The sequence below is a fragment of the Virgibacillus siamensis genome, from assembly GCF_900162695.1.
GTDB classification, from domain to species: domain Bacteria; phylum Bacillota; class Bacilli; order Bacillales; family Amphibacillaceae; genus Lentibacillus; species Lentibacillus siamensis_A.
On record NZ_FUIH01000007.1, the window covers coordinates 2,416,711 to 2,438,208 of the forward strand.

16 protein-coding genes are annotated in these 21,498 nt (G+C 39.9%); 3 read left to right on the top strand and 13 right to left on the bottom strand.

Annotation, left to right across the window (positions count from 1 at the left end; translation table 11 throughout):
• Positions 1-53: 53 nt before the first annotated feature.
• The 9 genes from B1K71_RS15700 to B1K71_RS15745 all read right to left on the bottom strand — a co-directional run bounded on the left by B1K71_RS15700 (position 54) and on the right by B1K71_RS15745 (position 13,512).
• Positions 54-4,133: an endo-alpha-N-acetylgalactosaminidase family protein gene (locus B1K71_RS15700; RefSeq protein WP_245799314.1), complete on the bottom strand. Its 4,080-nt coding sequence runs from the start codon at positions 4,131-4,133 to the stop codon at positions 54-56.
• A gap of 373 nt (positions 4,134-4,506) precedes the next feature.
• Entirely contained in the window at positions 4,507-4,980 is a 474-nt protein-coding gene (locus B1K71_RS15710; RefSeq protein WP_077328696.1) for a hypothetical protein, read from the bottom strand.
• A gap of 190 nt (positions 4,981-5,170) precedes the next feature.
• Positions 5,171-7,384 (bottom strand): hypothetical protein, encoded by a 2,214-nt coding sequence (locus B1K71_RS15715; protein WP_077328698.1) that lies wholly within the window; start codon positions 7,382-7,384, stop codon positions 5,171-5,173.
• A 292-nt stretch (positions 7,385-7,676) separates the two neighbouring features.
• Entirely contained in the window at positions 7,677-8,624 is a 948-nt protein-coding gene (gene glpX / locus B1K71_RS15720) for a class II fructose-bisphosphatase (protein ID WP_139343343.1), read from the bottom strand.
• A gap of 17 nt (positions 8,625-8,641) precedes the next feature.
• On the bottom strand, positions 8,642-9,124 hold the full coding sequence (gene rpiB / locus B1K71_RS15725) for a ribose 5-phosphate isomerase B (RefSeq protein WP_077328700.1): 483 nt from the start codon (positions 9,122-9,124) through the stop codon (positions 8,642-8,644).
• A gap of 186 nt (positions 9,125-9,310) precedes the next feature.
• Positions 9,311-9,973: a dihydroxyacetone kinase subunit DhaL gene (gene dhaL, locus B1K71_RS15730; RefSeq protein WP_077328702.1), complete on the bottom strand. Its 663-nt coding sequence runs from the start codon at positions 9,971-9,973 to the stop codon at positions 9,311-9,313.
• Between the two features lie 12 nt (positions 9,974-9,985).
• Positions 9,986-10,990 carry a dihydroxyacetone kinase subunit DhaK gene (locus tag B1K71_RS15735; protein WP_077328704.1) on the bottom strand — a complete coding sequence of 335 codons (1,005 nt, stop codon included), beginning with the start codon at positions 10,988-10,990 and terminating at the stop codon, positions 9,986-9,988.
• A gap of 91 nt (positions 10,991-11,081) precedes the next feature.
• Entirely contained in the window at positions 11,082-12,374 is a 1,293-nt protein-coding gene (locus B1K71_RS15740) for an MFS transporter (protein ID WP_077328706.1), read from the bottom strand.
• 28 nt (positions 12,375-12,402) lie between these two features.
• The gene (locus tag B1K71_RS15745; RefSeq protein ID WP_077328708.1) at positions 12,403-13,512 is read right to left on the bottom strand and encodes an MDR/zinc-dependent alcohol dehydrogenase-like family protein; all 1,110 of its coding nucleotides are present in this window, start codon (positions 13,510-13,512) and stop codon (positions 12,403-12,405) included.
• Between the two features lie 406 nt (positions 13,513-13,918).
• Here B1K71_RS15745 and B1K71_RS15750 point away from each other — a divergent pair, with 406 nt between their 5' ends.
• Positions 13,919-14,692, top strand: a complete 774-nt coding sequence (locus B1K71_RS15750; protein WP_077328710.1) for a DeoR/GlpR family DNA-binding transcription regulator — start codon at positions 13,919-13,921, stop codon at positions 14,690-14,692.
• A gap of 108 nt (positions 14,693-14,800) precedes the next feature.
• Here the strand turns inward: B1K71_RS15750 and B1K71_RS15755 are convergent, their stop codons facing one another.
• Complete coding sequence (locus B1K71_RS15755) at positions 14,801-15,907, bottom strand: M24 family metallopeptidase (RefSeq protein ID WP_077328712.1); 1,107 nt, start codon at positions 15,905-15,907, stop codon at positions 14,801-14,803.
• Positions 15,908-16,195: 288 nt separating this feature from the next.
• Here B1K71_RS15755 and B1K71_RS15760 point away from each other — a divergent pair, with 288 nt between their 5' ends.
• Positions 16,196-17,437, top strand: coding sequence for a helix-turn-helix domain-containing protein (locus tag B1K71_RS15760; RefSeq protein WP_077328714.1), 1,242 nt, complete (start codon positions 16,196-16,198; stop codon positions 17,435-17,437).
• Between the two features lie 52 nt (positions 17,438-17,489).
• Here B1K71_RS15760 and B1K71_RS15765 read toward each other — a convergent pair whose 3' ends face one another.
• Positions 17,490-18,092 carry a TasA family protein gene (locus B1K71_RS15765; RefSeq protein WP_077328716.1) on the bottom strand — a complete coding sequence of 201 codons (603 nt, stop codon included), beginning with the start codon at positions 18,090-18,092 and terminating at the stop codon, positions 17,490-17,492.
• Between the two features lie 65 nt (positions 18,093-18,157).
• On the bottom strand, positions 18,158-18,712 hold the full coding sequence (gene sipW / locus B1K71_RS15770; RefSeq protein ID WP_077328718.1) for a signal peptidase I SipW: 555 nt from the start codon (positions 18,710-18,712) through the stop codon (positions 18,158-18,160).
• Between the two features lie 230 nt (positions 18,713-18,942).
• On the opposite strand from sipW, the gene B1K71_RS15775 reads away from it, so the two are divergent.
• Entirely contained in the window at positions 18,943-20,736 is a 1,794-nt protein-coding gene (locus tag B1K71_RS15775; protein ID WP_077328720.1) for a M4 family metallopeptidase, read from the top strand.
• 135 nt (positions 20,737-20,871) lie between these two features.
• Here the strand turns inward: B1K71_RS15775 and B1K71_RS15780 are convergent, their stop codons facing one another.
• Positions 20,872-21,396: a LysM peptidoglycan-binding domain-containing protein gene (locus B1K71_RS15780; RefSeq protein ID WP_077328722.1), complete on the bottom strand. Its 525-nt coding sequence runs from the start codon at positions 21,394-21,396 to the stop codon at positions 20,872-20,874.
• Positions 21,397-21,498: the final 102 nt, after the last annotated feature.

Sequence of the window (21,498 nt, forward strand, 5' to 3'; positions counted from 1 at the left end):
TTTGAATTTACAATTTCTTATTTGCAATAACTTGTTTAATAAGTTTTATTGGATCACTGCTGCCATTCATTCATCAAGGTGCTTGTAGAATCCATAAGAGATTTATAGGCCAAATTGGTCATAAACCCCTCTTCTTTTTTCTGATTTAGAAGTTCCTTATATTTTTTTAAATGTTTCACTACCTTATCAGCTAGTTCATTTTTCTCCAATTGTTTAATTGGTCTTAAATGGACCTTCAGCGCATGAACTGTTTTGTCGTTATTGAATGCACCGTCCTTATCCAATTCATTGATTATGGATATGATGTCGGATACATCTGATACCCCTGTTTCTTCAATACGCAAATTATCCAAAATAAATGTACCTTTTCCGGTATGCATATTAACCTGTGTTCCATCATTAAAAATCCCGATATAGGTTTGGCCGTTTTCAGAACCGGTAATCATGAATGACGCTGTTTTTGTTTTCGTTGAAGATGACAGCAATTCATTCGATGTAAGGCCTTCCGCATTCTCGATTTGATGCACATCAATTGCCTGATCGCCGGAAATGAACCTGTATGAATCGGCTGTAGTCTGATAGTCAAAACTAACTTTGTAGGTCACACCCGGCTCAAAATGGAAATGCTGTGGTATAGTCCGGTACACCAAACCGTTTGCTCCGGTATTTACCTTCAACGACCAATTTCCATCGATAACGTCATCCACCAGTTTTCCTGCCCAGCCTTTTTGCGTATATGGTGCATGCAATTCCGATAGATGAATCCGGTTATCCTGCACACCTTCCGTATTTCCGATTACGAACGGATAAATGCCTTGGACAACCGTTTCGAAATCTTGCTGGAAAACATCTTCCGAGACATGATTATCAAGTGACTTTTGGACAATTCGAATGTCATCAAATTCCGTACTGCCTTCACCAGCTTCTCTGCTCAACGTCAGTTTCGCGTTTTTGCCTGTGGCTGTAAAACTTACCTGCATCCGCTGCATTTTACTGTTGTAACCATCATTTGTCGCATGTGAATCAGCCTTCACGTAATTTTTTTGCAGACTTCGCAAAGTAAAGTTGCTCACACGTTCTCTTCCGCTTTTAACGGAAATGGAAGCTTTTGCATCACTTTTATTCTCAACATATACTTCGGCAACATAATCTTTGCCATGCTCCAAATCAGTCAGTTTTCTAGTTACAGTCGTTTTCTCTGACGGGCTGTCAATATTCAAATAGTAGTCACCGCTGCTTAAATTGCGGGCATCACCGTTTTTACTGGTGCGCTTCACATCAACGGCTTCTTTATCCCCTTTAATATTTGTGAATCTGTCGTCCACTGTTCCGGTGTTAAACCCGGAATCATGAACATGGTTGCCTGTACTCCATTTATCAACCTCAGGACCGTCATTGCCTTCCTTTACTACAACATACGGTGTCTCAGCTTCAGCATTCAATGTAATTTGATTATTAACCACGTCAACTTCCTGCATATCTGTTCTGCCTTGATCAGTCAGTTTATACACCTTCAGACTGTCAACACCTTTATATTCATCAGGCAGTGTCCAAGTTGACTCTCCACCCGCTGCATTCCAATGGTATAACTTATTGGATTCAGGTGTCGGTGTTTCAAAATCCTGTTCTATCCATGGAATCAGGTATTTATGACCATCAAGTACAACATTGCCGTTCAACGTAATAATCCGCTCACGAGAATTGTCTTTTCTTGTAACAACTACTTTATCCCCATTGCTTGGATCTTTTAACGTAATCTGCTTCGAAAGGTTCGTTTCCGTTGGGTCACCTTCAACCTTTTCCCAATCGGTGATATAGTATTTTTGTAAAAACTTCGTCGGTAAATTAACGTTAAATGTCTTGCGGATGAAATGGTCATAATTTTTATCCGACTGCCAGCCTTCGAAGCCTGCAAGCTGGAATCCGCCAAGCAGCGGATGATCCGCAGTGCCGCCTGCTTCAGGCCAATTCAGTACCCAAGAATCTTTCTGATGGTTGCTGATAAACCGCAATACCGTTGAGTTAATTCCCTTGCTCGCCGGTCCGCCGTAATTTTTATCAACCGCCCAATGCTGCCATGTCGAATAATTTGGTATGGATGTGCCGAATTCCGTCGTTACTCTCCAGCCTCTTTCCATAATCTGTTCTGCTACCCGATTGGACTCCCATTGATCTTGATACCAAACATCAAGATAGATAAAATCAAGGCCTGGTGCAGCGGCTTTTAATTTATCCATTCGTTCAGCCCGTGAACCGGAAGCCAAATCCCAAATCTTATCAATCGTATATGCCTGATCCAGCCAGCCCCAGCCTTTTGCCTGCGGGCTGTTGATTAGTTTTTCACTGAACGCATCCGCTTCCGGATATGCTTCCTGCGCATTAATATGAACACCAATCGATGTATTAAAATTGTGTGCTTCCCGGATGAGCGTATTTAAATCTTCTTTACCTCCCATGCGCTCGCCGACATCGCCGTAATCGGGATGGGCACTGTCATGTCCCTCACTTGCATATCCTTTTAAAAGAACAGCTTGTCCCAATCCATCTGTCGAAAGTGCAACCTTTTTAATATTATCGAGGGTCTTTAAAAATGGTTGTTGTGCCTGCGAACCAAAATTCATCGCAATCCGGTAGCCGATAAGATTATTGACTTTTTCCCAGCCTTTTATATCCTGCATAATATCGCGATATTCAATGGCACTATCTTGCCAGTCAACCGTATTGTCATTGTTAATATCCTTGGCAATTGCAATCTTAACGACAGGTTTATTAGACGATGGCTTCGGCATAAATTCCCTGTGATAGAATAAAGAATTTGATCCAATTCCGATTGCTTTGTCACCATTTTCATTTGTATATCGGCTGGCAATCAATTTATGATAGCCATTCACCTCCGAACTTGACCATACACCTGCACTTAAACCATCCGTGGACAAAAAGGCAGTATAGTATCCTTTGGAAGAGCCGATGTTCTTCATGGATTCGTCTACTTTCACACTGACATCTCCCGGTTTGGTCACGTCACTGCTCAAATTCGTGAGTTTAGCCTTTGCACCGGACTGCGATGCATTAACAGATATAAAATTCATATCGGCGAATTGAATCTTCTCAATCACGGCATCGCCATTGTTTGTAATTTCATCGAAACTGTAAATAACATGGTTGCCGTCCACTTGTAACGAAAGCGTAAATTCAGCATCAAGACCGGCGAATTCATCTTTAACTTTTAATGTATATATCGCCTCCTGATCACTGACTTTTTCAAATTCAACTTCCGGGTAATACAGCATATTATTAACTTTCAAACCATACACAGGAGTCGTTTGTCCATTCATGACCCGGTTGCCGACTGTGTAGTTCATGACCCTTGGAAAAACTTCATCGATCGTGACATCCATATAGTCCGAGCTTAACGTACTTTTTACCGGATCTGTTTCAGGGGGTTCCGGCGGGGTGTATTCTGAGATGCTGACATTTGATATGGTAATATTTGCTGCTCCGCGGCTTTTCTCAAGTCCGATTAAGCCTGCCTCATCCACGCCCCCTGACTGCGACCAGGAACCCATCTTTTCATCATTAATGTACAGAGTTGCTGAATTATCGATAAAACGGACACGCAAATGGTATGTTTGACCAGCCTTCAATGGAGTTCCCTTTGTCATAGAAGTCCATTTATTATTCGGTCCAAAAATCTCATGGAAATACTGATTGTTCCTGTCTCCTGTTCCAACATAGGAATATGCGGAAGAATCTTGCACACGATAAATGACACCAAATCGATTCAAGTCCGTATCCGGTTTTATATCTGTCTCAAAGGTGCCATTCTTAATTTCATCTGTGTTCTGGTAAACAATTTTATTTTTGCCGGACGATGTAACGCCAAAAGTAACCGATCCATCATCATGATATGTGAGTGTTCCATCACCTTGAATAATTTTAAAATCGCCCTCTTCCAGATTATCGTCTGTAATTTTCTTCTGGTAACTTCCCTGCGTTTCCTTCCCAGTAGTAGTTTCTGTCTCATCATTGCCGGTTGCATGTGCTGAAGGAATAACGTTCGTAAACGAATAGGGTATCAATAACATACATGCCAGTAATACAATTGATGCTTTTCGCATAATTTTTTTAGCCACGCTCTTAAAACCTCCTTTTATTTATTAGCTTCGAATACAGGAAAGAACAGATTATGCTTATTTCACCTCCTGCTGGCCAAATAGCTCACAATTTTTTGTCTGATCTTGCTCTTTCCTGTTGTGATTACACACCAAGATTATCGTTTGCTGAAGCGTTTTCACAATATAGATATTGCTGATTTTTTTAGAATCATTGCTCATTGTTTGACTTTTCAATAAATTGGTTAATTTGTTCCGTTTCTTTAGACCCAAATAGCTGATTAATGATAGAACAAAAGGCCGGGGAATTATCCCCGGCCTTTTAAATCTTATAAAATATCCACCCGAACCCATCCACCCAACCAGTTCATCATTAATATAGGGCGAAAAACCGTTACAACAGATACTTTTTTCCCAACACAGTCTGTATGCAATCATCACAAATGTATTTCCCGTAAATCGATGTCATTGTTAAATCTGTACTTTCGCAAAAGGTACACACTTGTTTATTTCCTCGAAAACAAAAATATACGGAATTTGTGTACATCTCAATATAATCCTGATGTTCCCAATTCATGTTTCTTCGGAATTCCGCTGGTATACTTAATCTGCCTTGACCGTTGATTTCCCGCACCTGACCAGTTGAACCGGCAGTGTCGGATATTCGCAGATAAATCATAGCGTTTTTGTAAAATAATTTGACACGCTTGTCTTCCAGCCCATATTGTTTTCGAATATCTTTCGGAATCAGGACGCGCCCATCCGGAGATGTTTTAACAAAACCTAGAAGTTGCATCGCGATCACCATACCTTCGGGGTGCTCGCGTCCAGAATTCCAAATAGATTTGATTACTACCAAAAATCCCAAATGACAATGCTCTTACAATTAACGTTTTGAATGTATTGCCATATGTCATTTATCTCCCTCTCCTTCTTCATTTTTCGGTAACGGGAAGAAGGAAAATTTGATAAATGGTCATTTGCAATAACTCAAATAGAGTCATCATAAATGAAACGCCATTATTTTTCATGATTTTTCTCCCCTTCTTCCCAAATTATTATAAATGAGAAGAAGAAGGCTTTGGAGGATCTTCCAATGGTCTTTCTTTGACTTGATCTATTAGCAAATACGCTTCATTGAATGCTTCCATCATGAATCTCTGCACATCCCCGGTCCATTCCACCAATCCATTGATTGCACCGAAAGCCGATGAAGACCCCGCAGACCCTTGAGCACTTTGACTTGGGGAAGCATGGACCATCTTATACAATGTGTATTTCAAATCGTCCGTTTTTTTCGGTTTCGTTGTATTGCTTTGGACTAAAGCAGCATCCTTATCCGTTATTGCTGATGGCATCATCTGATTGCTATTTTTCTGTTCCAAATATTTTTCATGCACCTTTCCAACCGATTGATGCTTGCTGGCAATAAGAAAATGCGGTTCTTGAATAGCTGCTGATTTCCGGTTTCGGTTATCGGGACGGAACGACTGCTGCTCCACAATATTTATGGAAGCATCAGTGGAATCAACTGGTATATAATCATTGTTTTCCGAATCATCGGTATTGGTTTGATGGTCAGCCTGATAACCCGGATCATTAACCGCATAACCAATATCAGCGGTTACTTGTTTGGTAGTAGTTGTTATAGAATCAAGAATGGTGCTTCCTGTTTGTCCGGTTTTTTCAGCAATTGCACCAACGCTTTGATGCACATCGTCACTTGTGGCTTGGAGTCCGAAACCAATTTCATCGATAAGCTTTTGGGTGCTCTTTAACGTATCGTTTATCCCTTGTTCCAATCCCCCGGTTTCCACCAGACCCAACGTTAGGGAGTCCGCCAAATCAAATGTTTCTTGTGCAGATGCTTGAGCCGCGGTCACTACAGCGGAATATGTTCCAGACAATCCAGTCGTTACATGGTCAACTATCTCCGGAACAGGTGCAGTGAGATTTTTCACGATCATTCCGGTATGTTTCAATGTATTCTCCACAGGACTGGAAACAGCCTTAACCGCTTTTCCGGACTCCTTTATGATACGTCCCAATGTATCTCTCGAATGTTCCTCAATTTTTTCAGGCTGAACAATTTTACTTGTACGTTCACCTGATTTATTTGTGTTTGGATAAAATGCTGACTCCACCTGGGCAAGTGCCCCATTAACTGTATTGGTGGTTTCTTTAAGGATTGTCCCAATTAAACCTCCATGTTGATTTTTAGAAGGCATGTATGGAGAACCCTTTTGATCAGAGACGTCTTTATGCGTTTTTGAAGCGGACTGATTGTTTCCCGCCTTGCCAAACACCATTTGTCCAGCACTTTCCACGGTTTCCGAAACTGCATTAGTAGTTTGGCTCAGAACTTTGTTTTTTTGATGATCATTTTTATTGGAAGATGTTTTTGATGTACGCTTTAGTTTTACAGTCTTTTCCTGATCTGCAGTGTTTTTTTCATTCAAATCCCCCACATCGGCGTGCACCGAAATCAATTTACCAGCATCATGAACTGTTTCAGTAACTTTAGTTGCGGTTTCGTCGATGACTTTGCCGATAAGATTTTGATTATTATTGGATGATGCTGTCACATCCGCATCATTTTTTTCAGTTTTTGAAGATTTTGTATGATTGATTTTTTTCGGATGGACTTGAGCTGGTTCTCCATTTTTTGCTTGATCATTCGTTGTGGTGGAAATACTAAGACTTTTCTCTTCCGTGTGCCTGCCAATCTTTTTAGGGTTTTTTCCTGAAGAGAGTTGTGTGTGATCTCCTGAGGCTATCCATTTGGAGGTTTTATTGACATGCTGATTTTTCACAACAACAGTAGCCAACTTCTCCTTGTCTGCCGATTGTGACGTATTGGATGAAGTATTACTTTCTCGTTTCAAGTCTAGTTGCTGATGTCGCTTTTCGTTTTCTTTAGTATTACTTTTCACTCCATTTTTTGGGGAAAGCCTTTTTTCAGCCGAACCTTCACCTTTTTGAAGCGCTTGACCATTCTTATCTGTAACGTCAGTCCCTTCATTCGCTTTACCCTTTTCAGATTTTGAATCCTTTTGACTTTGTTTGAAGGAGCCGTCTCCGGACATACTTTTTGAATGAGAATCAAGCTTGTCAGATACTTTCTTTACATGCTTTGACGCTTTTTTCACCGTATCTTCCAGCGCATCAATCACATTATCATTCGCCGCCACTGTCGTCGGCATGATGTTAAAAAACAGAAAAATGATAACCAAAAGAAAAAGATTCCGATTAAAGTTCTTATCCTTTCTCATGTTCCACCTCCTTGTGTTTACCAGTATTTGACCTTTAACGTAGAGTGGAAGATTTTTCTGAATAATAACACAATCCTTAAGGCTCGTCAATTGACATACAGCACAATGACCGGATTTCTTTCAAAATTAAAAACAGAGGCTGGGACAAAAGTGTATGATCCAAAGAAGGCCCGAACTTTAAATGGGTAAATGGAGCATATAACCGCTCCGGAAATATACTTCGCTAGTTACCAGATTGTTCGTCTTTCGAATCACACTTTTTGATATTTCCCAGCCTTTTCATTTCACATCATCACACCGTCATTACCGATGGATGGTTACTTTCTATAAAGCTTAGTCTTTTCTCCATCCCATTTAACAAAATGGAATGTGTCCTGTATTTTCCGTCAGCCGATTTCATACCGTTTATTAATAAACTATCCGTCACCCCGGTTGCAGCAAAAATACATTCATCTGTACCTACCAATTGATTATGTCTTAATACTGTCTCCGGATTACTTAAACCCATCTCCAAACACCTGTTATGCTCAATATCATTTTGCGGAAGAAGTTTGGCTTGCATTTCTCCGCCTAGACATTTCACAGCTACAGAAGCCAGAACCCCTTCAGGTGCCCCGCCAATCCCGAAAAACATGTCGATATCCGGATTATTCATACAGGTTGCAGTTGCATAAATAACATCACCATCACGAAAAAGATGCACATTTGCTCCCGCTTTATTAATTATATTAACATATTTTCGGTGTCTCGGACGATCTTGAATAGCAACAGTCAGTTCTTCTATCCGTTTATTGTTTGCCTTGGCAACTGCTCTCAGATTATCCTCCAGTGGATCATCAATATCGATCGTTCCTTTTGCATTTGAATTAACAGCTATTTTTTTCATATACATGTCAGGGGCATGAAGCAGTGTTCCTTTTGGAGCAACAGCTATGACAGTAATAGCATTGTCTTGATTATTGGCAACCGGGGTTGTACCCTCGATTGGATCAACTGCAATATCAACAGATGGCCCATATTCCGTACCCAATTCCTCACCTATATAAAGCATTGGCGCCTCGTCAATTTCCCCTTCCCCGATAACAACGGTTCCAGACATGTTCATTTGGTTTAATTTTAAGCGCATTGCATTTGTGGCAGCTGAATCTGCAGCTATTTTATCCCTTTTGCCAATGTAAGGATATGACGCCATCGCTGCCGCTTCCGTTACTCCTAAAATATCTGGTATCAATGATTTCACCAGACCATTCCTCCCTATCAACTGCATTTAGGTGTTGACCCTGAAAAGTCAATCCCAGTAAACTCTTTTTCCTTTTCGGTAATTTTATCCACCTTGCGTTTAGAACCTTCCGCCCATGAAACGTTTAAATATGCTTCAACAACTTTTTTCCCAACTTCAACCCCAATAATTTGAGATCCCATTGCAATGATTTGGGCGTTATTACTTAACTGAGCCCTTTCTGCCGAATACGTATCATGACAAGTTGCTGCACGAATTCCAGGATATTTATTGGCTGCAATGGCAACACCTAAACCCGTTCCGCAAATCAGGATTCCCCGTTCCAGTTCCCCATCCGTTATTGCCTTCGAAACCTTGAACGCGACATCCGGATAATCAATTGTATCACACGAATGACATCCATAGTCCACGACTTCCTGATTCATTGTTTCTTGAATAAACTTTTTAATCTGTTCCTTTAATTCATAACCATTATGGTCCGCACCGATACCAATTTTCATGATGATAGCCTCCCATAAATACACTTTTATTTATTTTCACTTTGTCATAAATTTAATGACAGGTAATTTCACTTACTTTCACTTTGATTAGATCCCCGCTATTTTTATCAAAAAAAGAAATCAGAATTACAGGATTCTGACCCCTTCTTTTGCGATTTCATACATAAAAGTAAATAAAAATAGACCTTAAATAGTTGATTCGCTTATTTTTTTACTTTTCGATTCCACAAAGTCATAAAATGCTGCTAAAATTAAATATGCCGAAGTTGCCCCCGGATCCTGCACACCAATTGATCTGTCTCCGAGACGGCTGGAACGACCTTTTTTTGAGATGAGTTCTTTTGTGTGGTTCATACCTTCTTCTGCAGAAACAACCGCTTTTTGAAATACATGCAAAAAATCCTCTTCCCTTCCTGTTTCAAGTGCATCCACAAAAGGGACAAAGGTATCAACCATCGTTTTATCACCTTTTTTCGCCTGCCCACGTTCCTGAACACCTTTTCCAAAAGCAATCCAATAATCAATTAACGCCCGGTCATCCACAACAGTTTTTCCCTTTATTATTTTTGCTCCCCTCATAAATCCGGTTGCATATAATGGTCCAACAGATGAACCAACCGCATTTAAGAAAGTTTTCCCGACAATCATATTAATTTTCCCGCAATCTTCTTCGTTAACCAATTCGCCTTTCAGTTTTTCATCCACAGCTTGCCAGCCGATTGACATTGTAACGCCGTGATCCCCATCACCTAATTTTCGATCCAGTTCACATAGGTAATCCTTATTATCCTCCATTTTATCTGCCACGCTGTTAAAAAAATGTATGAATTCGCATGCTGAAAATTCCATATTAATCCTCCCCTATTTTTGAACAAACATTGGACAATCTACCGGATGATCGATTGTTTTCCTTAGTTCATCGTCCAGCTTCATTAACGTAACAGAACACCCGCTCATTTCGAGTGATGTAATATAGTCACCAACATATGAGCGGTAAATTTTAATACCACGTTCGGTTAATATTTCTTCCACTCTTCTGAATACAATATATAATTCCATTCTTGGGGTTGAGCCAAGTCCATTTACCAGAACAGCAACTTCATCATCCTTTTTCAGTTCGATATCAGCCTGAATATCATTGACGAGACGGTCTGCCACCTTATCCGCTGTTTCCAGAGGTCCCTTCTCAATACCTGGCTCACCGTGATGACCCAATCCAATCTCCATCTCACTTTCACCCAATTCAAAACTCGGTTCACCAGTTTGCGGCAATGAACAAGGGGAAAGACCGACGCCCATGGATCGAGTGTTTTCATTAGCCTTTTTTGCTACCCGGGTCACTTCCTCAAGATTATACCCGAAATCAGACGCAGCGCCTGCAGCCTTATATACAAAAAGTTCCCCGGCAATACCTCTGCGTTCCTCTTTCTTCTCTTTTGGAGCAGAAGCAACATCGTCTTTTGCAACGACAGATTCTATTTGGATATCCTCTTCCAAGTCTGCCATTTCAGCCGCCATCCCAAAATTCATAATATCCCCGGCATAGTTTCCATATAGATAGACCACTCCTGCCCCTTTGTCAATCGCCTTTGTAGTCTCCAAAATAGGATCCGGGGAAGGTGAAGCAAAAATGTTGCCGACCGCTGCCCCATCAGCCATGCCGTCGCCGACGTACCCCATGAAGGCTGGTTCATGACCGGAACCGCCGCCAATCAATATCCCTACCTTATTTTCCCTGGTTTTTCTGACCGTCACCAAAGACCTGTCATTTTCGTTCAGTTGTTTGATATATTCCGGATGTGCTTTGGCGTATCCATCAACCATTTCTTCAACTACATTTCTTGAGTCGTTTATTAATTTTTTCATTCCTAATCCCACTCCCTGTAATTACTGTAACCGCAAGCGAATATCATAAGAAAGAACAGCAGGCTTTATGCCATGCTGTTCTTTCCCAAATTCAAACAGATGGACTTGCCTTTTCTTTTATTTCTGTATTCACAATTTCTTCTTCCGGCATCTTTAAAACTCTTGTTAATATGGCGGCTACAAAATATAAACCTGCCAAAATCCATATCAACCCCTGTGTTCCGACAAAGCCATAGAACATCGTAACAATTGCCGGACCGACAAATACACATAATCCGGCACCGAGATTTAAAATGGACATTGCGGCACCCTTATCACCGTCACCCACCAGTGATGGCGTTAGGGCAGATAAAGGTACAAATCCTGCAAGACATGCTCCCCACAATATGCCGATGATACTGACAAGAACAACATTGCCTGTAAATACTGCCGGTGTATAGAACAACATAATGGTAAATACTCCACATCCTACAGATCCGAACCATGTTACCGTATTTCTCCAGCCGAATTTATCGCCGACATAACCAAATATCAGGTTGAATGCGATATTGGAAACAAAAATGGTTCCCCAAATGTTCAACCATACTGTTGTACTTATCCCCTGATCAGCCAGATAGATTGGCAGAAATAAAGGGAAAGCATATTGTGAAGCCTGATTGATAATGCGGACGATGCCTGCAATAGTCACTTTTGGTTCTCTTTTTAATATCGTTATCCCATTCAATAATTCCTTAAATTTGAATGCAGCTTTTGTTTTATCACGTTGTTCCTTAATTTCAAATTTATCACGATTCACCACAAGTGCGAAAAAGGCGCCAATTAACACCCATACAATAGCAAACCATAATGTCTGGATGTGACCGAAAAGTTGAATCGACCAACTGGAAAAATAGGAACCAAGAACACTTAACCCGCCCGTGAAAACAAACCAAAACCAGCCTACTGCCGTCCCCAGTTGATGCTTTGGAGTTCTGTATGTTATCCAAACCAAAAACGCATAGGCAAATAACGGATACCCAAACCCACGGAGCGCATAGGTTGGAATCATAAGCGCGTAATTCAGTTTAGGTATCGCCAATCCAACAAACAGACAATGTCCAATGATATACAAGACCAGCCCCATAAGCATTGTTTTTCTAGGACCGATTGCCTCCACTAATACACCTGAAAACCATGCTGCAATAGCAATTGTTACACCATAAGCGGTCGTAAGGAATGCAGCTTGTTGAACAGAAAGCCCCTGATCAACAAGATAAGGACTGATCCAGGCAAGTTCCAGCCCATCCCCCATCATAAAAATCAATACACCAAGATAACCCCATGCCAGGTGTGAAGGGATACCGATTTTATCCAAAAAGCTTCCACCATGTGCCAGATTTGTCATATAAATTTCCCCACCCTTTTTATACAAATTATGGCTTTAACACAATTTTCAACGACCGGTCACCTTTTTTCATAAGCTCAAATCCCTTTTCAAATTCCTCTAATTTCAATTGGTGTGTCACCACTCCTTCAGTCGGCAAATCTCCTTTTGAAATCCCATCAATGACCAGGTCATAGCAATACGGTCCTAAGTGTGAACCAAGCAGATCAAGTTCTTTCCGGTCACTAATTATACTCCAGTCCACTGTTACAGGGTCACCAAATACACTAAACTCTACAAACCGGCCCAATTTCCGGATCATGTGCAATCCCTGCTCTACTGATTTCGGATGTCCCGTCGCTTCAATATAAGTATCACACCCGTAGCCGTCCGTCATATCTTTAATTTTTTGAACAACATCAACTTCAGCGGGGTTCATGACAATATCGGCTCCAAACTTTTTGGCCAATTCCAGACGATCCTCTTTTAAATCAAGAACGATTAACTTTTGCGGTCCTGACTTTTTGATGGCGCCAACCATGCCAAGCCCAAGTGTGCCTGCACCTGATAACACCACAAAATCCCCCAATTGAACCTGTGCTCTCTGTACAGCGTGCATACTGCAGGCATATGGCTCGATTAAAATTGCTTTTTCAAGCGGAAGATCTTCCGGCACCTTGTAATTGATTGCCTCCTTCGTAAATTTCATGTATTCCGCCATACCACCGTTTACATTGTTTTGAAATCCGTAAAGATCATGTTTTTCACACATCCAATATTGACCTCTGTTACAAAAACGACAATCCCAGCACGGCACAATTTGTTCGGAAATAACCCGATCCCCCACTTCATAATCAGTTACTTCATCACCTTTTTGAACAATTCGTCCAATAAATTCATGCCCTGGAATCATCGGTGCCTTTATATAAGCGGGTTGCGTTTCATCCCCCCAAAAACTTGGCGCACCATCATATGCTTTAATATCGCCCGCACAAATTCCACAGCCTTCCACTTCAATAATAATTTCCTTGTCATTTTCCAGGTTTGGTGTTTGAACTTCTTCCAATCTATAATCCTGTGGTCCGTATGCGACAATGGCCCTCATTGTTTCAGGCACAACAGCTACCTTTTGGTCCTCTTTCTCAAATGTTTTATCCATTTTCCATTCTCCCTTTCCTAAATTTTTTTAATTAACAAATAATTCATGATGTATTTGCACCCATCATAATAGCGTAAGAATCTGCTAATCGCTGTAATCGCTTTCAAATATAATTATATTTTATCATTCATTTTCGTTATGTCAATATTATTTTCGAATTGTTTTTCATTTATTGTTATTATTATCAGATTGACATCGAAACAAAAGTTATCAATACATATTGATAACTATCGTGACAGATATACGTTTGATGTATGAAGCAAGGTACCAAGGCGCTTTCAGTTTACTTTCATTTTCAAGGACTTCAACCACAAATAATAAGAAACGATAAAAGGGCAAGTATTGATAATTACAAGTAAATGACTTATGATTATTGATAGCATAGTAAATATAAGGGTGAAAACACATGAAAATGTTCGCTACCGAAAGACGAAACAAAATCATAAATCTTTTATACAACCAAAAACGAATAACCGTGAAAGAATTAGCATCACAAATCGGAGTATCTGAGGCTACATTACGGACTGATTTAACAAAAATGGAAAATGACGGCCTGCTGACAAGAACACATGGCGGGGCAGTTCTGAATGAGGATGAAAACAACGATACAAGCTTTTCTGTACGGAAAAGAAAAAATAAAAAGGAAAAAATGCAAATAGCCATACAAGCTTATAAAGAAATTGAGGAAAAACAATGTATCATGCTGGATGCCAGTTCAACCGCACTGGAACTGGCCCGCTATTTGAAAAGTAAACCTATACGTTTAACCGTCCTGACCAGCGGAATCCAAACCGCACTGGAGCTGAGTGATAATCCGGATATAACAGTAATAATGATTGGTGGAGTAGTGACAAATAAGTCCACTTCGATTGAAGGGAAGCTAGGAATTGATATTTTAAACCATGTAAATATTGATATAATGTTTACCTCGGCGAACGGTTTTTCGCCTGAAAATGGACTGACTGACTTCAATTTGTATGAGGTGGAATTGAAAAAAGAGGTACTGCAACGATCAAAAAAAGTAATCGCCATCATTGATTCTTCCAAAATTGGCACAACATCCAGCGGAGTCTTTGCAAGGACGGAACAAATCAATACGTTAATTACCGATAAACCGGTTGAAAATAATATAACCGAGGAACTTGCAAAACGCGGCATTGAAATAATCTTTCCTGAATGAAATTGACTTGCTTCTTGTGTTACATAATACTACTCTCTATTTTCAACGGTTTTATTACTAGGCTAAGACCGATTTCCCCGGTCTTAGCCTAAAACATTCACTCCATTTTTACAAAACCTGCAATTCTCTCGGGAAAGTCGTTAATACTTCTGCTTCGCCATCTTCATTAATATACACTTCATCTTCAATCCGAACACCGCCAAACTGCGGGATATAGATTCCAGGTTCTATCGTGAAAAACAGCCCTTTTTCTGCCGATTGTTCATTATTCGAATGAACGGAAGGCTCTTCATGCACATCAATGCCAAGCCCGTGTCCGACACGATTATTAAAGTATTCTCCATAACCACTGTTTTCAATAACATTTCTTGCGGCCAGATCAAAGCTTTTTAACGGACTGCCTGCTTTTACAGCACGAATCCCTGCCTGGTTAGATTCCAACACAAAATTGTAGATTTCCTTTTGTTTTTCTGATGCTTCCCCAATCACAAATGTTCTCGTAATATCAGAGCAATAGCCGTTTTTCGTTTTTACGCCAAAATCAATTAAAAGAAAATCTCCCGTTTGCAATTTGCGGTCATTCGGTACACCATGCGGCAATGCCGCTTTTTCACCTGACAGTACAATTGTGGAGAATGATGGTCCGACAGCTCCGAACTTTTTCATCAAATACTCCAATTCAGCTGCCAGTTCCGCCTCTGTCATTCCTGCTTTTACCTTCTTCGTTCCTTCTTCAAGCACCTTCTCAATGATATCCACAGCTTCCTGAAGATACTCAATTTCACTTCTTGATTTTTTCAACCGCTGCTTATTGATTTCCGATTGAATGTCCGTGTAAGAAGCATCCGGGAACACTGTTTGTAACTGTTGGTGACGATACATGCTTACTTCTTTCATTTCCAGTCCTATTGCTGTAATACCATCACCCATTTCCCCTTGTAATACCTGAAAAGGATCCTCATCATCGGCTACCGGAATAATGGTTTTCACAATGGATGCATCATTCGCTATTTCCAGATCCAGTGCAGGAACAAATAACGTAAATTCATCTGTTTTTCCGTTCCAGGCCAGTGCCATAAACCTTTCATGCGGATCGGAATTAAATCCCGTGTAATAAAAGACATTGGACGGATTACTAATCAAGGCAAGAGAGAAATGGTTATCTTTGAACCCTTTTCGTAATTGATTCAATCTGTTCTGGTAATCCATTGACATATTTTAATCCTCCTAGTTAAATAAACAGCCGTACCCTGCATCAGATACTTCGCTGATAAGCTTCAATGCCTGTTATATTACCATCGACATACAGATTGTCAACCATGGTCCTTTCTGTTACTACATATAAATGCCCGAAACTTGTATGATGCAATCGATTTACCAATCGTATCGAATTCGGCTGTTTCTTGATTTCTTTTCATGTTTTACATAAGATTGGAAATATATCAGTCATCGCAAAGAATATTATCTCAACGTACGTCATCTTAACGGAGGGGAATGCGTGAAATGTTAGAAGGAGAGATTATTCGCTTTTATCGAAAAAAAGCTGGATTAACCCAGGAACAGCTTGGGGAGGGTATCTGTACGACCACACATGTCAGCAAAATTGAAAGAGGAAAAACACCTTATTCCTCAGATATTATTAACCTGTTCTCGGAACGTTTGGGTATTTGTTTACAACAGGAAATGGATGCGCTTCAAAATATCGAATCCAGACTTCGCCAATGGCATACTTCCATCATCAGGCAGCGAAAGAAAGAGATTGAAGAACAGAAAAGGGTCTTGGAAGATATCCCTTTTATACAAGATTCAAAACATGCGGCACATTACCAACTATTAAGAGCGCGATATCACCTCTTCAATTTGGATGATAAAAGAGCAAATCAGATCATTAAACAGCTGCAAAGGGATTTCCCAAGTCTCTCCCCCTATGAACATAATCTTTTATTACATGTAAAAGGAATTTATTATATTGGAAATAAATTAAACAATCCGGAACATCAACAGAAACCTTTCTATTATTTAAAGCAAGTTAATATGGATATCTATGGTAACAAGGAATATTATTATCATTTGGCAGTGGCTTATCACATGATTGGATCTAAGGTTATGGCATATTTTTATGGGGATAAAGCACTTCAACATTTCAAAGAAACAAACAATTATTTCCGATCTATCAATGCTGAATCCGTTATGCTTTTGCAAATAAGCGGGGATGACTGTTTTGATTTTCAAAAGCTGGTGGAACGATATGAAGATCTGATATACGACTGTGACCTATTAGGCCTTGATGATAAAAAGGGGCTGCTTTTAAATAACCTTGGCACAGAGTATTTCAACATGGGCGATTATGCTAAATCACTGGAATGCTTAAAACAGGCGCTCCCACTGGCGGACAAATCGTCATATATCCACCTTCAACGACTCCTGAATTATGTAGATGCGGGTTTAAACGGAAAACTATTAAGGAAAGCGATTCTTTTGAAAAGAATTAAAGAAGGAATCTCTTTGTCTAAAAGGTTAAACAGCGAGTTGTATTTAACATTATTTCTTCTTTTAAAGGTCCAAGCGGAGGAACAAATAGAAGAGTATTTTAGGTTGATTGAAAACAAGGCACTGCCACTCTTTATAACAAGTAGACATGTTTCACTAATCAAACGATATGGAAAGCTTTTATACGAATATTTTGTAGAAACAAACCAACATTATAAGGCACTTGAAACTTCCAAATTGTTAGTTAAGTTCTAGAAAAGAAGCTGACCCAAGATGTATTGTAATCTTTGGGTCAGCTTCCTCTAAACTACTCTTCGGTATCATTGTCGTTAAGCGTTCCTTCTGTCTGCGAAGCATTAAACTTCCAATTAACTTGTAAGGCATCTCCCTGAAATTCGTTTTGTTCCTCCCCATTGTCAACAAATTCGAACAGTGCAATTATTTTTTCCTGCTCACCCGGTTTGAGACCATCTGGCAGCTGATTGTCGAATTGATCAATCGCTGTCAGATCTGGAGTTTTCTCGGATAATTCTTTTAATGTTGTCTCCATAACTTCTACTGTTGCGTTAGCCTGATTGTATAGGATGGTAACTTTAATATGTTCACCGAAATCACCCGTATTATCACCCTTTGCATCGTCAACTGTATAGTTCGTTTCCAACAACACCTGATGAATATCCAATGTTCCGTTATTGCCAAGTTTAAATTCACGGGAAATTTGATCTCCAGGTTTAAGATTATCTACGTTTACGATAGTTTCCGGATCTACCGACAAATCTAGTGTACCTGCTGCAAACGTATTTGCTGTGGCCTCACTATCACTAAAGTAGGCATATGTACCTCCCCCCATTAACGAAAATCCGAGTGCAGCTGTTAACAGCCCCTTACTCACCTTTTTTGTGATACTCATCATTTTTCCTCCCTTTGTTTTCATATATGTTTTAAACCCTTGTCCCGTATTAGCAGACAAGAGAATCAACCAACTGAATGAACATTGTTTTTTTCCAGTTCCTTAACTGCCCGGAAAATAGAAAATGCCGATGACAAAACCAAGAGTAATCCCGGTATAAATAACAATAAGGCAGAACCTATTTTGGAAGTCGCATAGGATACGATATAGCCTGCTTTTGGTATAGTTATCCCTGTATATTTTCCAACAATATTATCCGGTTGGACATATCCGTTATCAGGGGCATTGTTGTGATCCCCTTTTGTCTTGTAAAGTTTTTTTCCATTTGCTTCATGAACACCTATAATTCGGTGCGTAATTAACCTTCCATCAGACTGAAATGTGATAATATCACCTTTTTGATATGCTTGGTGTTTCGATGGCAGTTCCGTTACAATAATAGAACCTGTATAAAAAACGGGCTCCATTGAACCGGATAACACCGTTTTGACCTGGTAACCGAATATTGTCGGTTCCCCTCCAGAGGCCTTTGAGGAAAGTACAATAAAAACCAGCATGCACAGAAGAACAATTCCGATAATGCTGCCCGCCTTCTGGATAACGCGAAATAATTGTTTCACTTTGTTTCGCCCCCTTCACTATTTCGCTTGCTATAAATCTATCTTATTCATTCTCACGAAAGTTGTAAATTGGGTTATTTTTCTGATGAAAATTGTCGAAATAAGTCTATTTATACCATCTTTTTACTAAGAATAGCCTGGGAACAACTTTCAAAATAACCCAATTGACTGTTACCGCCCGATTCAGAATAATTGAAGGTGAACAAAAAATTATCAGAGAGGTGATTTGATTGAAATCTAACAGACTACGAAAAAAAGCTCTTCCAGTAGTCCTTGCAACAACACTTGCCGTTTCCGGATTTGCATCATCCGCAAATTATGTTCTGGCTAGTGATCAGGCAAAGTTGAATCAGAAGATTGAGAGTCCCCCATATTTAATGAAAGCTTGGGATTCACCTGAGGGGTTAACAAAAAAAGAGGCTATGTATGCATTTCTGGAGTCTAAAGTTCTTCAGCCAAAAGCGAAATCTTTTTCATCTGCCAATGTGCAAAAGCAATTTAAAATCATAGAAAAAAAGGCTGACAAAAAAACAAATTCATATCATTTTAGAACTGTTCAACAAATCAATGACATTCCAGTCTACGGTTCTGAACAAACAATCACACTTGATGGAGCTAATGATGTTACTGCTTATTTTGGAAAAGTGACACAATCGCCTTCACGATCCACTGTCGATACAAAAGCAAAACTAACCAAAGATGATGCCGTTGAAATAGCAAAATCCAATATTGAAGAAAAGATTGGTAACGTAAAAAATTATGATGGGATTGAATCAAAACTCCTTTTATACCCAACGAATGGAGATTTAAAACTAGCTTATCTCATAAAAGCATCCACCTCAGTACCAGCACCAGGTTATTGGCATTACTTCATTGATGCGAAGTCCGGAAAAGTTATAAAGCACTTCAATAAAATGCATGAATTATCACCTGTAATGGAGACAACAGAAAACAGTTATACACCAACAAGTGATACAGAAGTCTCTCCTACAGAACTTCCAAATGAAGCCGAACCTGTGACTGCCAAAGGAATGGACATTTTCGGAAACATTAAAAAGTTTAATGCTGTTAAAGACATTGAAACCGGACAACGTTATTTATATGACGGTACTAGAGCAAAAGGGATTCATACATTTGAAGCAAAACGGATAGATGAATTTCTTTTCCTTGTATTCTCTGCACTTTTCGGATTTACCGGTTATGAAGTTACCAGCTCATCCAACTTTTTCTATGATCCGGCTGCAATATCTGCCCATATCAACGCCGGAAAAGTTTACGACTATTATAAAGAAACATTTAATCGGAATTCCCTTGATAACGATGGGATGAAGCTGATCTCAACCGTCCATATCGGAAGCAAGTGGAATAATGCAGGCTGGAACGGAGAACAAATGCTTTATGGAGATGGTGATGGTAATACAATGATTTCTCTTTCCGGATCCATGGATGTAATCGGCCACGAAATGACTCACGGTGTTATTACCAATACTGCAGACCTGGTATATGAAGGAGAATCAGGTGCCCTAAATGAATCAATTGCGGATATAATGGGTGCATTTATCGAAGACAAAAATGGTGAAGCACTTTGGACCCTTGGGGAAGATATTTATACACCAAATATCCCGGGTGACGGACTTCGCAATATGAAAGATCCTTCTTCCGTTTATATCGGTGAAGAATATACTGAATCAGGGTACTATCCGGACCATTATAGTGAACTTTATACCGGCGAACTGGATAATGGCGGTGTTCATGTCAACAGCAGCATTAACAACAAAGCAGCATATCTTATCACAGAAGGTGGAACACATTACGGGGTAACGGTCAGCGGTATTGGAAAAGACAAGGCAGAAAAAATCTACTATCGTGCTTTAACTTTATACCTTACTGCATCATCAGACTTTAGTGATATGCGACAAGCAGCAATACAGGCAGCCAGTGATCTGTACCCTGGTCAAAACGGTGAACCATCACCCGAAGTTCACTCCGTCATGGCAGCTTATGATGCTGTAGGCGTACATTAATATTAAAGGGCCATGAAATTATCGTTCCATGGCCCTTTTTATTCGGAATCTTGTATTCTACTAAAATCTTTCACCCATCAGCACTATAATTACTAATGCTTGCGTTATTTCCGATAATACAAGCTGGTGACTGCCTTAATCCCACACTTTAACCTGCAATTCCTGAACCCCAAACCGCAGTGCATCGTCTAAATCTCTCATATAAATATCCAGGTCACCATTTGTAATCGAACTTCCGCGGTCTTCGCAAACATATGTCTCATCCCACTTGATAATATGTATTTTCGTTCCAAAATCGAGCGCCTGTGGACATGCAATCGTGCGCCCTTCTTCAACCACTGTTCCAGAAGCAGTTATGCCGTAACCGGGATCCCCTGGATGTTTTCCGGTAGATTCATAGCCTGCTGTATACGCTGTAATCGTAAACGGCGAACCGTTTTCATCCGGTATCATAATTACTTGTCCGGGCTTAATATAATTCGGATTTGTAATAGCAGCATTTGCTGCTATTAATGTATCCGCATCAACTTGATAGCTTCGGGCTATGCTGTATATCGTATCACCTTTTTCCACTTTATAATTAATTTCAGCAAAAGCCGTTCCCGAAAAAAGCGTCATACCCAAGATACCTGCTACAACCCACATAACGTATTTTTTCATTACATTACCCCTTCCTGTTGTCAAATTGCCATTTATAATCACCTACTTACCCTATCCGCTCCAGCCTTCAAACTAGATTTATAATAATTCATACACAAGTCC